We start from the raw sequence: 13,975 nt of genomic DNA, 5'->3' as shown, positions 1-13,975 counted from the left end.
GGGCGTTAACTGTCCGCGTACGCCCGCTCACCATAAGGCAAACGCTTACCGCTCAACAGATCCCTCCGCGGGATTTTATGGAACCCAGTTCCATGACCCGGCGCAACGATACTGTGACAAAACTACGTCAATCATTGACGAATGGTAGCCGGATGGTGTGGTTTTCTCCCTAAACCACCAGGGCGGAAGGTGCGTGGGGCGGATGCGGAGATGGATCGGCGCGGCGGCGGCGATGGGGATGCTGGCGCTCGGAGGACTACCAGGAGTGACCGCTCAGGCGGTTCCTCGAGCTGACCCGGTGGCGCCCAAGGTGATCAGGGTCGGGGCCACCCAGTCGGTGGACTCGCTGAATCCGTTCCTGGCCGTCCGGCTGGTCTCGTCGTCGATCCACCGCTGGATGTACGGGTTCCTGACCGTGCCCGACGCCAAGACCCTGCAGCCCAGCCCCGACCTGGCCGAGTCGTGGACGACCTCGCCCGACGGTCTGACCTGGACGTTCAAGATCCGCCAGGCGAAGTGGTCCGACGGCCAGCCGATCACCGCGGACGACGCGGCCTGGACGTTCAACAAGATGATCACCGACGACGGCGCCAAGACCGCGAACGGCCCGGCGGTGGAGAACTTCGCCAGCGTCACGGCCAGCGGCCAGGAGTTGACGATCAAGCTCAAGGCCCCGCAGGCGTCGATGCTCGACAACCCGGTGCCGATCATGCCCAAGCACGTCTGGGAGAAGGTCGCCGACATCTCGAAGTACGAGGCGACCGACTTCCCGGCGGTGACGAGCGGGCCGTACATCGCGGTGGAGCAGAAGAAGGACCAGTACGTGAAGCTCAGGGCGAACCCGGACTACTGGCGGGGCGCGCCGAAGATCGACGAGCTGCAGGTGATCTTCTACGACAACCCGGCGGCCGCGATCGTGGGGCTGAAGAAGGGCGACATCGACCTGATCGGCCGGCTCGCGCCGCCGGACTTCGATGCGCTCAAGGGCGACAGCAACATCGTCCAGTGGAACGAGCAGGGCCGGCGGGCGACGTACCTGCAGATCAACCACGGCGCGACGACCAGCGACGACAAGCCGATCGGTGACGGGCATCCGGCGCTGAAGGACCCGAAGGTGCGGGAGGCGCTGCACTACGCGATCGACAAGCAGAAGCTGGTCGCCGAGGTGCAGAACGGGCTGGCGGTGCCGGCCGACGGATCGATCATCCCGCCGATGTACAAGGACTTCTTCTGGCAGGCGTCGGGCGCTGAGAAGGTCAGTTTCGATCTTGCGAAGGCGAACCAGATCCTTGACGAGGCCGGGTACAAGAAGGGCGCCGACGGGGTCCGGACGATGCCGGACGGGTCGCGCAAGCTGCAGTTCCGGTTCAGCATCCACACCGATACGCCGATCGAGGAGAAGCTCGCGGAGTACCTGACCGGGTGGTTCAAGGAGCTCGGCATCACGCTGACCACCAAGCGGCTCGACTCCAGCAAGTTCACCGAGGAGACCGGGACGACGGCGCTGTTCGACATCGCGATCAGCGGCTGGTCGGTGAACCCGGATCCGGAGGAGGTGCTCGCGACGCACCTGTGCAGCCGGCGGCCGACGGCGTCGGGTGAGGGCGGCGGTACCGAGTCGTTCTACTGCGACCCGCAGTACGAGGCGCTGTACCAGCAGCAGTTGAAGGAACTCGACCGGCCCAAGCGCGCCGACATCATCAAGAAGATGGAAGAGCGGCTCTACACGGACGCTCCGGTGATCGCGCTGTACTACCCGAACGACCTCGAGGGCTACCGCAAGGACCGGATCGCCTCGATCACGCCGATTCCCGAGGACAAGGGCATCCTGTACGGCGGCAGCGGCTACTGGCCGTTCTACACGCTGCAGGCCGTCACGAAGGACGCCGGTACCGACGAAGGCGGCTCCAACACCGGCGTGATCGCCGCCGCGGCCGCAGCCGTCGTGGTCCTGCTCGGAGGCGGCTTCTTCCTCACCCGCCGCCGCAAAACCGTGGCGGACGACCGCGAATGACGATCGCACCGCCGGCGGCCGAGGCGATCGACGAGCAGCCCGCCCGCCGGGGGTTGCTCCGGTACGCCTTGGCCAAGGTCGGTGGGGCGTTGCTGAGTATCGCGATGGTGATCGTGGCGACGTTCTTCGCGTTCAGGTTGTTGCCGGGGGATCCGGTGCGGGCGTTGGCGCAGGGGCGGAACATGACGCCGGAGCAGCTGGATCTGGAGCGGCACCGGCTCGGGCTGGACAAGTCGCTGGCTGAGCAGTTCGTCCATTTCGTCAACCAGACGGTGCATTTCGACCTCGGTACGTCGTACGAGTACAAGCGCCCCGTACTGGACCTGATCGGCGAGCGCATCGGCTCCACCCTCCTGCTCACCGGTACCGCCCTGGTGATGGCCGTCAGCCTCGGCATCTGGCAGGGAGCGCGCGCCGGCTGGAAGCCGGGCAGCCGGTTCGACAAGTTCTCGACCGGGGTGTCGCTGGTGCTGTGGTCGGTACCGACGTTCTGGCTCGGACTCCTGCTGCTGATGGTGTTCGCCGCCGGGATCGGGCCGATTCCGGGCATCTTCCCGACGCGGGGGATCGAGAGTGTCGATGCGCCGGACGGGTTCGGGTACGTGCTGGATGTGGCCAAGCACATGGTTTTGCCGTGCTTGACGATGGTGGCGGTCGTCTACGCGCAGTACCTGCTGGTGATGCGGTCGTCGGTGCTCGACGAGGTCGGGCAGGACTACGTGACGACGGCCCGCGCGAAGGGATTGCGGGATGACGAGATCCGGCGGCGGCACGCAGTACCGAATGCTCTGTTGCCGACGGTGACGCTGGTGTTCATGCGGATCGGGTTCGTGGTCGGTGGAGCGGTGACGGTCGAGGCGATCTTCAGCTGGCCGGGATTGGGGCAGTTGTTCTACGAGGCGATCCGGGTGCCTGACTTCACGTTGATGCAGGGCACGTTCCTGCTGATCACGGTGTCGGTGATCCTGATGAACACGCTCGCCGATGTCGTGTACCACCTGCTCGACCCTCGGGTGAGGTCCGCATGAGCATCACTTGGACGCGACGGCGCCGTTCCTTGCAAAGGTTCTGGAGCGACTTCCGTGGTCACCGCGCAGGCGTGATCGGGTTGGCGATCCTGCTGCTCGCCGTGCTGCTGGCGGTGATCGCGCCGCTGTTCATCGACGCGGGGGTGACCAACGTCGTCAGTGGCACGCGCGAGAAGCTCGCGCCACCGAGCTGGGCCGATCCGTTGGGTACGGACGAGTCAGGGCGGTCTGTACTGCTGATGATCTGGTGGGGATCGCGGACGTCGTTGCTGATCGGGTTCCTCGCTGCGCTACTGAGCATGGTGATCGGCACCGTGCTCGGGATCGCGGCCGGGCATTTCCGCGGCTGGATCGGTGCGATCGTCATGCGGATCACGGACTGGTTCCTGGTGCTGCCGTCGTTGGTGACGGCGCTGGTGCTGGCGGCGATTCTGGGTGGCAGCACGGTGACGATCATCGCGGCGATCGGTGTGACGTCCTGGCCGTCGACGGCCCGGCTGATTCGCGCGCAGACGCTGGCGGTGGAGGCACGGCCGTACATCGAACGCTCGCAGGCCTTGGGCGGCGGGCACTGGCACATCACCACGCGGCACGTGCTGCCGAACGTCGCACCGTTGCTGTTGGCCAGTACGACGCTGGAGGTGGCCAGCGCGATCGTCACGGAGTCGACGCTCGCGTTCCTCGGGGTCAGTGCGAACAAGACGTCTTGGGGGACGATGCTGCGTGGGTCGTATGACTGGGGCGCGGCGACGTCGGGTGCGTGGTGGTACATCCTCGTACCGGGCTTGTGCATCGTGATCGTGGTGATGGCCTTCACGCTGTGCGGGCGGGCACTGGAAACCGTACTGAACCCGCGACTGCGGAGGGCCGCCTGATGAGTCTGCTCGAGTTGGACTCGTTGTCGGTGACGTACCGGATCGCGTCGGGGGACGTGCCCGCAGTACGGGGTGTGTCGTTGTCGCTGGAGGCCGGCGAGGCGCTCGGCGTGGTGGGCGAGTCGGGGTCGGGGAAGTCGACGCTGGCGATGGCCTTGCTGCGGTTGCTGCCGCGTGATGCCCGGACGTCCGGGCGGATCATGCTCGGTGGCGAGGACGTGCTGGCGATGAAGTGGGGACGGTTGCGGGCGGTTCGCTGGGCCGAGGCGTCGATCGTCTTCCAAGGGGCGCAGCATGGGTTGAATCCGGTGCAGCGGATCGGCGATCAGATCGCGGAGCCTTTGCTGGTGCACAAGATCTGCTCTTTGGATCAGGCCCGCGCGCGTGTGGTCGAACTGCTTGGCCAGGTGGGGTTGCCGGCCTGGAGAGCGCGCAGTTATCCGCACGAGCTGTCCGGCGGTCAACGGCAGCGGGTGATGATCGCGATGGCGCTGGCGTGTGAGCCGCAGTTGATCATCGCGGACGAGCCGACCACCGCGCTCGACCTGATGGTGCAGGCGCAGGTGCTGACGCTGATCAAGTCGCTGATCGCCTCGCAGGGGATCTCGCTGCTGATGATCTCGCACGACCTGTCCGTACTGGCTGACACCTGCGACCGGTTGGCCGTCATGTACGCCGGGCGACTGGTCGAGACCGGTCCTGCGGATGGTGTTTTCCGGCATCCGTACAGTCAGGCGCTGGCGGCTGCGTTTCCGACCGTCGGTGATCCCGCGTCGCGGCTGGCGCCTCGCGGTCTCGGGGGCGATCCGCCCGATCCGCAGCAGTTGCCGTCGGGGTGCGTGTTCCATCCGCGCTGCCCGGTGGCGCTGGAGTCGTGCTCTTCGGTCGACGTCGAACTGCGGCCGGCGGGCGATCGGCGTACGGCGGCCTGTGTCCTGGTGCTGGAGGAATCTTGCTAGAGGCAACCGCTTTGGAGGTCTCGTTCGCCTCTCGTGGCAGGCGCGCGGCCCGTGCCGTGGACGGCGTCAACTTGGCCGTCGGCGCTGGTGAGATCGTGGCGCTGGTCGGCGAGTCCGGCTGTGGCAAGACGACGCTCGCCCGCACGCTGCTCGGCCTCGAACGGCCGAGCTCGGGCACGGTCTCGTACGACGGTACGCCGCTGTCCTATCGAGCCAAGGCCCTCAAGGCGTACCGCCGCCAGGTCCAACTGGTCCTGCAGGACCCGATGGGCTCACTCAACCCACGCCAGACGGTCTACGAGGCCGTTGCCGAAGGCCCCCGAATCCACGGCCTGCCGGACGAGGAGAAGGTCGTCGCCGAGGCGTTGTCGCGGGCAGGCCTGCGCCCGCCTGAGCGCTTCTTCCTCCGCTACCCCCACGAACTCTCCGGCGGCCAACGCCAACGAGTCGTCATCGCCGGCGCTCTCGCCCTCAACCCGAAGGTCCTGATCGCCGACGAGCCGGTCGCCTCCCTCGACGCCTCCGTCCGCGGCGAGATCCTGGCCCTCCTGCTCCACCTCCGCGACGAGCTCGGCCTGTCCGCCCTCGTCGTCACCCACGACCTCGGCCTGGCGTGGAACATCGCCGACCGGGTCGCCGTCATGTACCTCGGCCGCATCGTCGAATCCGGCCCCACCGAACAGATCCTGAAGTCCCCCCAACACCCCTACACCCAGGCCCTGCTCTCGGTACTACCCGAGTCCCCGTCCCGCATCGTCCTGACCGGCGAACCGCCCGACCCCACCCGCATCCCCGGCGGCTGCCGCTTCCACCCCCGCTGCCAGATCGTCGCCGCCGGCAACCCCATCGCCGACAAGTGCCGTACCGACCAGCTCCCGGTCCTGCCGGCCACCGCCGAACCACAGGCCGCCTGCCACCTGCTGTAGCTACGGCCGCTCTGGAGGGTCAGGGAGGGCAATCGTTTGGCTGAGTTCGTTCATCAGCGCGAAACGGGCCAGCAGGACGTCGTCGAGCGGCGGGACCTCTTGCCCCGGGACGGCGGGGAGTACGTGGTCCCCGATCACCGACTCGAGGCCGCCTCGTTCGGATGCGCATGCGGCGGCGGCCCGCCACCAGCCGGTACGGTCGCCTCGATGAACCCGAAGCCGCTGTGCGTCTGGGATGCGCGCGCCTTGATCGTGTACACATCACCGGCCGCCCAGACCGTATGCCCTTCACCGGACGGCACGTACAGCGCGCCACGCTTGAACCACTCGGGATCGTCATGCGGAAGCTCAGACCAGGGAAAGCTCATGGAACCAACCTGATCCACGATGGCGATGATCGGCGAGAAATGGTCCATCCAGGTCCTCTTCGAACTCCGCAACGGCCCCGTCCGCTTCAACGAACTCCGCCGCATCCTCACCCCGGTAACCCAACGCATGCTCAGCTCCAGCCTCCGCACCCTGGAACGCAACGGCCTGATCACCAGAACCGTCCACCCAACAGTCCCACCCCAGGTCGACTACTCCCTGACCGCCGCCGGTACCGACCTAAACACAGCCATCCACCAAATAGCTCTCTGGACCGAAACCCACGGCCCCGCCATCGCAGCCGCACGGGCCGACTACCAAAAGTGTGAAGTCAGCCGCGTCAGCGCGTAGGGCGAATCGGCCATCTGAAGGCGAGACGGCTATCGGTAGACGGCCAATTCTGTCAACTTCTGACGAGATTGGCGGTATGATTGCGTCGTCGACGTTAGGAAGCCATGCTGATTCGTTTCGAAGTCTCGAACTTCCGCTCTGTCCATGAGTCGGTGGAGCTGTCCATGGTCGCCGTCGATGCGGGGCGTCCGGAGGCCACCGAGGTCGCAAATCTGGGCGAGAGCCTGCTGCACGTCGCGGCGATCTTCGGTCCGAACGCGTCCGGGAAGTCCAACATCATCGCTGCCTTCAACTGGCTGCGGGATGCGGTTCAGCTGTCGCTGCGTACCTGGGACCACACCATCCCGGTCGAGCCCTTCGCCTTCGCCGGAGGGGCCGAGGAGCCGTCCGGATTCACCGTCGAATCGGTGATCGACGGCGTCCGTTTCGAGTACGTCCTCGAGTTGGATCGGCATGCCGTGTCCTACGAAGGGCTCTTCCATTATCCGGAGAAGAAGCGTCGCCGGATCTTCGAGCGTGACGGAGCCGAACTCAAGCTCCAACGTGGACTGGGAAGCCTCTCGGGGACCCGTGAACTGCTGACCGACCGGACTCTCGCGTTGTCCGCCGCCAGGCGATTCGACGAGCCGCTTGTCTCCGGTTTCGCCAACAACCTGCTGCGAACCCAGACGCTGGGCCTCAAGACTCACGACCGTCGTCGGCCGATCGATCGGAGACCGACGCGGAGCCTGTTCGAACACGAGACCGAGCAGAGCCAGGATGCCTTGTTCGATCTCGAGGAGTCTGATGATTCCTCGCGATCTGATCGCGCGCAGGCACTGGCCATGCTCAGGCTGGCCGATCTGGGGATCGAAGATGTCGTTGTCGACGATCTCGACGACTCGGTCGGCGGAGCGCGTATCCGCCGGCTCCGTTTGACTCATCGAACGGCGGGCGGCGCCGTGCCGCTCGACTTCTCTGCCGAATCCGAGGGCACCCGGACTTGGTTCCGGCTGATCGGTCCGGTGTTGGCCGCGTTGAAGAGCGGCTCCGTCCTGCTCATCGACGAACTTGATGCGAGCCTCCACCCAACGCTGTCCGGCGAGCTGATCCGTCTCTTCCAGGACCGTGCGACGAACCCCAGGAACGGCCAACTGATCTTCACCAGCCACGACACGAGCCTGCTCAATCACCTCAACCGGGACGAGGTCTGGCTGACGGAGAAGTCGGCCAGTGGGGCCAGCCGGTTGGGCGCCTTGGCCGAGTTCGCCGGCGAGCGGGTCCGAACATCGGTGAATCTGGAGAAGGCGTATCTCCACGGCCGTTTCGGCGCGCTTCCCGACACAGATCGTACCGACCTGCTGCGAGTCCTGGGGCTGATCGGCTGATGGCGCCGCGTAGGCGAGGTAAGGACCTACGACGACGTACGGCGACACGGACGGAACGCAAGACGGTCTTGATCTTCTGCGAGGGCGGGGCATCCGAGCCCGACTACATCAACGCCGTGAAGCGCCTACCGCACGTGCAGCGCAACGTCGCGATCAAGATCGAGATCGATCCTGGACAAGGTGTGCCGATGACCCTGGTCGAGCGGGCAGCGGAGCGGCTGAAGTCCGATCCCGAGATCGACGAGTGCTGGTGCGTCTTCGATGTCAGTGGCCACGCCACCATCCGCATCTCGACCGAGTGCTCCGGATCGCAGCGGCGAACGGAATCAAGGTGGCCGTGTCGAACCTCTGTTTCGAGTTGTGGCTGATTCTGCACTTCCAGGATCAGACGGCGTTCCTCGACAACCGGGCGGCTGAAAGCCTGAGCAGAAGACTGGACGGCAGGACGGGTAAACGGATCGACGGCGCGAAATACCTGCCATTGCGGCGTGATGCCGCGAAGCGTGCTGCGGCGCTCGTCGACCGTCATCGACGGGACCAGACAACCTTTCCGGACGACAACCCCTCGTCGACCATGCATGAGTTGCTTGCTGCCATCGAGCCCGAAGACTAGACGCGACGGCCAGGCGGTCCGGGCGGCTAGGGCTGAGTCGCAGGTCCTCGTCAGTCCGGGCTTGAGCATCACGCGTGAGGGGCTACCGGGCCGCGGCAGCGTGAGTGCCCCGGGTACGGATCGTTTCGCGTTCGCGGAGACAGCGACGGCACAGTGCTGTCGAGCAAGCGGGCGGCAGCACGCGCCCCACGGGCGGGTGGGAGCGACCGGCGTAGCTCGCGACGGAGGAGCGGGCGTAGCGGGGCGCGTGGGGGAGGACTGGGTTAGAGGCGGCCGGCTTTTTTCAATGCCAGGTAGGTGTCGGCTAGGGCGGGGGCTATTTGGTCTGGGTTGGCGTCTACGACTGTGGCGCCGGCTCGGGTGAGGACGGCGGTGACTCGTTCTCGGTCCAGGCGGGTGCGGGCGGCTGAGGCGGCGCCGTAGATTTCGATCATGTCGGAGAGGGTGGACTCCATCTCCGTCAGGCGGGGGTCGGCTACTGAGGCTAGGACTACTACGTGGCGGCGTAGTAGGGGGCCGATGACGGGGAGGAGGGACTCCTCGATTACGGCTGGGTCGAGCCCTGTCAGGAGGACTACCAGGGAGCGTTGGCCTAGGCGTTCCAGGACTTGGGAGACGACTACCCGGAAGTCGGTTTGGACTAGTTGGGCGTCTACGTTGGCCAGGGCGTTGACGAAGGACGGTAGGACGTCTTGGGGAGCGGGGCGGCGGACGTCGGCCCGGACCTCGGAATCGCAGGCCAGCAAGGAGACTCGGTCGCCGGCGCGGGTGGCCAGGGCGGCCAGCAGGAGGGCGGCGTCCATGGCGTGGTCCAGGCGGGGTGCGTCGCCTACGCGGCCGGCGGACATCCGGCCGGAGTCGATGACGATGGCGACCTGGCGGTCGCGCTCGGGGCGCCAGGTGCGCAGTACTACGGAACTGCGGCGAGCCGTCGCCCGCCAGTCGATGCTACGGACGTCATCACCCGGCACATAGTCCCGCAATGAGTCGAACTCGGTCCCCTGACCCCTTACCAGCAAGGCAGTTCGGCCATCGAGCTCCCGCAGCCGGGCAAGCCGCGACGGCAGGTGCTTGCGGCTGTTGAACGGCGGTAGCGCCCGCACCGTCCACGGCACCTTGTGCGCCCCCTGCCGTCCAGCAAACCCGAGCGGCCCGATCGACCGCACGGTCACACGATCCGCATGCCGGTCCCCACGCCTGGTAGGCACCAGATGCGTCGTCAACCGTCGCCGCTCACCGCCAGGCAGGTCCAGCTTGTGTGGCGGGTCCTGTACTCCGGCCGAAGGCGGCCAGGCATCACGCAGCAGCCCCTTGACCCGCCGCCCGGGATTCGCCACCAGCAACGTCACCGAAGCCGGCTGACCCAGCCGCACCGCTGTATCGCCCTCCCGACTCAACTGCAGCCGCCGAGGCGACCCAGCCAGCAGCAGGTCGACCACGCACACCACCAGCACGACAGCGACCACCAAGCCGACCCCAGCCCACCTGGGCATGAGCACGGCGACGAAGAGCACCCCCGCCGCGGCCAGTACGCCGGCCCGGCCAGTGAGAACCATCAGCGTGGCACTGGCACCGTGGCCAGCACACTCTCCAGTACTGCGTCCGCCGTGACACCTTCCAGCTCGGCCTCAGGCCGGATCTGCACCCGATGCCGCAGGCAAGGACGTGCCATGGCCTTCACGTCATCAGGGATCACGTAGTCGCGCCCGGACAACCAGGCCCACGCCCGAGCGACCGCAAGCAGCGCAGTAGCCCCACGAGGCGACACCCCGAGCTGCAGCGACGGCGACTGCCGAGTGGCCCGACACAGGTCGACCACATAAGCCAGTACGTCCTCCCGTACCGCGACCCGCCGCACCGCCGCCTGCCCAGCCAGCAAGTCCTCCGGCCCAGCCACCGGACGTAGCCCTGCCGCCTTAAGGTCGCGCGGGTCGAAACCGGCAGCATGCCGAGCCAGCACCGCGATCTCCGCATCACGCGGCGGAATGTCCAGCGTCACCTTCAACAGGAACCGGTCCAACTGCGCCTCGGGCAACGGATAAGTGCCCTCGTACTCGATCGGGTTCTGCGTCGCGGCAACGACGAACGGAACCGGCAGCAGCCGAGGCTCGCCGTCGACGGTGACCTGCCGCTCCTCCATCGCCTCGAGCAGTGCGGCCTGCGTCTTCGGTGGCGTCCGGTTGATCTCGTCCGCGAGCAGGATGTTGGTGAACACCGGCCCCTTGCGGAACTCGAACTCGCTGGTCTTCGCGTCGTACACGAGCGACCCGGTGACGTCGCCGGGCATCAGGTCGGGAGTGAACTGGACCCGCTTGGTCTCCAGCCGCATCGCCATCGACAGCGCCCGCACCATCAGCGTCTTCGCCGTACCGGGGACTCCTTCCAGCAGGACGTGGCCGCGGCAGAGCAGGGCGAGGACCAGCGCGGTGACAGCCGTCTCTTGGCCGACCACCGCCTTGCCGATCTCGTTCCGCAGCTCGACCAGAGCCTGCCTGGCCCGTTCGGGGGTGACCTCGATAGCGGTCGTCACGGGTGTCGTACCTCCAGCGTCAGCAGGTCTAGCTCATGGGACAAGAACATCAGGGCGGCATCGTCGAGTGGTGGTTGACCATAGAGCAGTTCGTAGAGCATCGCCGGATCCCTGCCCGTCCGGGCGGCGATCGCGGCCACCACTGCGGTCGGCTCGGCCCTGCGCGGGATGCCGTGCGCAGTATGGAGCTTGCCGAGCGCCGACTCGCGCAGGGCAGCCGCAGCACGATCCCTAGCCCGCGAGCGCCGGTAGAGGCGGGCCCTGCCCTCAGTGGTCTCCGCTGCATGCACGATGACCGGCAGTGGCTCCGGTACTACGGGTCCGAGCCGTCGCCCACGCCAGATGGCCACCACGAAGGCCGCGAACGCCAGTGCCCAGGCGATGTATCGGACGTCCGGCGGAACCAGTGGCGGCCCGTCGCTGTCGTCGTCATCGCCGTAGTCGTAGCCGTCGTTCTCGTACTGCGGCAGGTACCAGACCACCTCGGAGGTGGTGCCGATCAGGTTCAGCGCGAGGGCCGCGTTGCCGTCCTCGGCCAGCATCTCGTTGGTGAACGTCTGCGGTGAGCCGACGACATCGACGATCTTGCCGCCGGTCTCGAGCCGGACGAGCGTGTGGTTGATGCCGTCGCCGTAGCAGGTGATGGCCGAGTCGGGCGCGGAGTACGAGGCGCCGCTGACGGTCGCGCTACCGGCTTTGATGGCGGCGGGGAGGTCGCAGTCGGGGGCGCGGCTGTCCTCGGGCAGTGTCGAGCTCGCATTCTGTACGCCCGGGGCGATCAGCTCCAGGGCCCTAGTGCCCGGCCGGATGAGCACCACATGGCCCCAGCCGGCCATGGCGATGTCCTGCCAGTCCGAGCGACTCAAGGAGCCGCCGGGCGCGATCAGCAGCGTCTTGTCCGCGCTGCCGTCGACGGCGTCCTGGTAGGCCGTCGTGCCGGTCACGTCGACCTGGTGGTTCTTCAGCAACGCAGCAAGGGCTTTAGCGCCCGCCGGATCGGCAGAGTCCGGGCTGAACGGTCCAGAGGTCCGGGCAGCCCCTGCAATGAGCAGTACTAGAAGGCCGAGCACGACGAGCCCGGTGACCAGCAGGGGCACTCGCAACGCCCGCCAGGCCTCGGTACCGCTCCGGCCGACCGCAGTAGTAGGGCTAGTCATTCCTGCACCAACTGTCGCGTCGACACATGCCTGGCGGCCTCATCAGCAGCCACCACCAGCGCATAGCGCTCAGGTGTCCCAGGTCGGTTGCCGTAGACAACCTCCGTGAACACGAGCGCCGCCGGCTGCAGTGGCTCCCGCAGAGCCGGTACTACGCGCCCAGCGTCCGCCACAGCCTCGTACGCCGTCCGCCCCGGCCGATCGTCCAGCACAGTGCGCTCGGTGAGCTCCGCAACGCAAGCGCGGAAGCGACTCCGCACCGCAGCCGCGTAGTCACCCCGCCCAGCCTCCTCCAACGCCTGAGCGCGGTAGGCAGAAGCACCAAGCGGCCGGTCGCTCTCGAAGACCGCCTGGCCCTTGGTGCCGCGAGTGGTCCGCAGTACGCCGGCCCGCCACAACACCACGATGACGACCAGCACGATCAGCCCGAGCAGCATCGCCAGGCCTGCCCGGCCGTCGGTGGACTGGCCGGTCAGGTTGCGCAGCAGGTCGGCGATCCACTCCAGGATGTGGTCGAGGATCCGGGAGATGACGTTGTCGCCGGCCTGGCCGTAGGCGGGCTTGGCCAGCTCCTTCGCGGCCTCCCGCGCGGCGTCGTCGCGGTTGACGTCGACCGGGGGCTCGAGGAACACCAGGGCCCTCACAGAGTCGGCCCGGTAGGTGACTTGAGCGCCGGACGCATCCACAGGTCGAGCCCCTCGCGCCGGACCCGCAGGTCCAGGTAGATGAGCGCCTGGACCGCCGACATGAAGGCGAGGCTGGCGATCAGGGTCAGGATGGTCGCGAGCCCCGCAGAGACGGCCAGCACGATCGAGACGATGGTGGCCGTGTTGTCCTCACTGCCGTCGGCCCAGGAGCCCAGGGTCGCGGTCAGCGTGCCGATGCCGAACTGCAGCGCGTAGCTGACGATGTTCACCACCAGCCCACCGAACAGCAGGATGCCGAGCACCCGCCAGAACTTGCCGCGTACCAGTCGCCAGGACCGCTTGAGCGAGCCCCAGACGCCAACCCTGGCAGGGATGTAGAGCCCGATGTCCGGCGCACGCTTGCCCTCCATCAGGACCACAGTGCCCGCCAGCACGAGCCGGATCCCGAAGATGAGCACCAGCACGCCACCGACCAGCACCAGCAGTACTGCGACCAGCCCGGCCGCCTCGGACGAGATCAGCGCGTCCGTACCGGCCCCGATCGCGAAGACGCCCAGCCCCCAGCCGGCGATGATCACGCCGAAGCAGAGCGACTGGACGATCCCCACGGCAGCCAGAGCCGGCAGGGACGGTCGTACCAGCCGGAGGAGCTCGCGTGGGCCGACCCGGTTGGCCAGCTGGCTGCGGACGGCGGCCAGGGCGATGATGCCCGACAGCATGCTCGACACCACCGCGAACAGGATCAGCTCCACTCCGTACATGACCAGCATCGCGATGCCGGCCTGCTCGAAGGGGGAGTCCGCGTTGAAGAAGCCGCTGATCCCGCCGGGCACGGTGAGCTGGGTCAGCCCGGCCTGTACTGCGGCCAGCGCGACCCCCGCCAGCACCGGGAGGCCCAGCATGATCGTCTTGTTCTCGGAGATGGTCCGGGCGGCGTTGTCGAGCAGGTCGGCGGGCAGCCACGGCCGCAGCGGTTCGGAGTACTCCGAACTCTCGTAGACCCCGATGTCGTCGCTCATCCCGCCCCTCCCAGGTTGTCCCGGACCCCCGCAGTGCACCATGATCACAGGCCGGGCGGGTCCATACCCCCATTAGTCCCGTCCCGCACGGCGATCCGGCGTGTGCGTTGGCCGGGGAATGGG

The 13,975-nt window shown here is 67.2% G+C and carries 13 protein-coding genes and 1 pseudogene; 8 read left to right on the top strand and 6 right to left on the bottom strand.

Going from position 1 to position 13,975, the window contains the following annotated elements; all coding sequences use genetic code 11:
- The first annotated feature begins 202 nt into the window (after positions 1–202).
- The 5 genes from AB0M15_RS16330 to AB0M15_RS16310 are packed head-to-tail and all read left to right on the top strand — an operon-like array spanning position 203 to position 5,802.
- Positions 203–2,014 carry an ABC transporter substrate-binding protein gene (locus tag AB0M15_RS16330; protein WP_363818813.1) on the top strand — a complete coding sequence of 604 codons (1,812 nt, stop codon included), beginning with the start codon at positions 203–205 and terminating at the stop codon, positions 2,012–2,014.
- Positions 2,011–3,042, top strand: coding sequence for an ABC transporter permease (locus AB0M15_RS16325; RefSeq protein WP_363818810.1), 1,032 nt, complete (start codon positions 2,011–2,013; stop codon positions 3,040–3,042). The genes AB0M15_RS16330 and AB0M15_RS16325 overlap by 4 nt, the downstream gene beginning before the upstream one ends.
- Positions 3,039–3,917 carry an ABC transporter permease gene (locus tag AB0M15_RS16320; RefSeq protein WP_363818808.1) on the top strand — a complete coding sequence of 293 codons (879 nt, stop codon included), beginning with the start codon at positions 3,039–3,041 and terminating at the stop codon, positions 3,915–3,917. The genes AB0M15_RS16325 and AB0M15_RS16320 overlap by 4 nt, the downstream gene beginning before the upstream one ends.
- Complete coding sequence (locus AB0M15_RS16315; protein WP_363818805.1) at positions 3,917–4,876, top strand: ABC transporter ATP-binding protein; 960 nt, start codon at positions 3,917–3,919, stop codon at positions 4,874–4,876. Before AB0M15_RS16320 ends, AB0M15_RS16315 begins: the two co-directional genes overlap by 1 nt.
- Before the next feature lie 56 nt (positions 4,877–4,932).
- Positions 4,933–5,802 carry an ABC transporter ATP-binding protein gene (locus tag AB0M15_RS16310; RefSeq protein ID WP_363818803.1) on the top strand — a complete coding sequence of 290 codons (870 nt, stop codon included), beginning with the start codon at positions 4,933–4,935 and terminating at the stop codon, positions 5,800–5,802.
- A 134-nt stretch (positions 5,803–5,936) separates the two neighbouring features.
- Here AB0M15_RS16310 and AB0M15_RS16305 read toward each other — a convergent pair whose 3' ends face one another.
- Positions 5,937–6,170, bottom strand: a complete 234-nt coding sequence (locus AB0M15_RS16305) for a hypothetical protein (protein ID WP_363818800.1) — start codon at positions 6,168–6,170, stop codon at positions 5,937–5,939.
- Between the two features lie 19 nt (positions 6,171–6,189).
- Here AB0M15_RS16305 and AB0M15_RS16300 point away from each other — a divergent pair, with 19 nt between their 5' ends.
- The 3 genes and pseudogenes from AB0M15_RS16300 to AB0M15_RS16290 all read left to right on the top strand — a co-directional run bounded on the left by AB0M15_RS16300 (position 6,190) and on the right by AB0M15_RS16290 (position 8,499).
- Positions 6,190–6,519, top strand: a complete 330-nt coding sequence (locus tag AB0M15_RS16300) for a helix-turn-helix domain-containing protein (protein WP_363818797.1) — start codon at positions 6,190–6,192, stop codon at positions 6,517–6,519.
- Between the two features lie 104 nt (positions 6,520–6,623).
- Positions 6,624–7,886: an AAA family ATPase gene (locus AB0M15_RS16295; protein WP_363818794.1), complete on the top strand. Its 1,263-nt coding sequence runs from the start codon at positions 6,624–6,626 to the stop codon at positions 7,884–7,886.
- A pseudogene (locus AB0M15_RS16290) lies at positions 7,886–8,499 on the top strand (RloB family protein). The gene AB0M15_RS16295 and the pseudogene AB0M15_RS16290 overlap by 1 nt, the downstream one beginning before the upstream one ends.
- A 263-nt stretch (positions 8,500–8,762) precedes the next feature.
- Here AB0M15_RS16290 and AB0M15_RS16285 read toward each other — a convergent pair.
- From AB0M15_RS16285 to AB0M15_RS16265, 5 genes are read right to left on the bottom strand one after another with little or no spacing between them, the layout of a single operon-like run.
- Positions 8,763–10,055, bottom strand: coding sequence for a DUF58 domain-containing protein (locus tag AB0M15_RS16285; protein WP_363818791.1), 1,293 nt, complete (start codon positions 10,053–10,055; stop codon positions 8,763–8,765).
- Positions 10,055–11,029, bottom strand: coding sequence for a MoxR family ATPase (locus tag AB0M15_RS16280; protein ID WP_363818788.1), 975 nt, complete (start codon positions 11,027–11,029; stop codon positions 10,055–10,057). The genes AB0M15_RS16285 and AB0M15_RS16280 overlap by 1 nt, the downstream gene beginning before the upstream one ends.
- Entirely contained in the window at positions 11,026–12,186 is a 1,161-nt protein-coding gene (locus AB0M15_RS16275) for a DUF4350 domain-containing protein (protein WP_363818785.1), read from the bottom strand. Before AB0M15_RS16275 ends, AB0M15_RS16280 begins: the two co-directional genes overlap by 4 nt.
- The gene (locus AB0M15_RS16270) at positions 12,183–12,818 is read right to left on the bottom strand and encodes a DUF4129 domain-containing protein (protein WP_363818782.1); all 636 of its coding nucleotides are present in this window, start codon (positions 12,816–12,818) and stop codon (positions 12,183–12,185) included. Before AB0M15_RS16270 ends, AB0M15_RS16275 begins: the two co-directional genes overlap by 4 nt.
- Before the next feature lie 8 nt (positions 12,819–12,826).
- Positions 12,827–13,852, bottom strand: a complete 1,026-nt coding sequence (locus AB0M15_RS16265) for a hypothetical protein (RefSeq protein WP_363818779.1) — start codon at positions 13,850–13,852, stop codon at positions 12,827–12,829.
- Positions 13,853–13,975 lie beyond the last annotated feature (123 nt).

Source organism: Kribbella sp. NPDC051718, assembly GCF_040681515.1.
Classification (GTDB): Bacteria; Actinomycetota; Actinomycetes; order Propionibacteriales; family Kribbellaceae; genus Kribbella.
The sequence above is the reverse complement of the archived record's forward strand: the minus strand, read 5'-3'. Positions and strand labels throughout refer to the sequence as shown.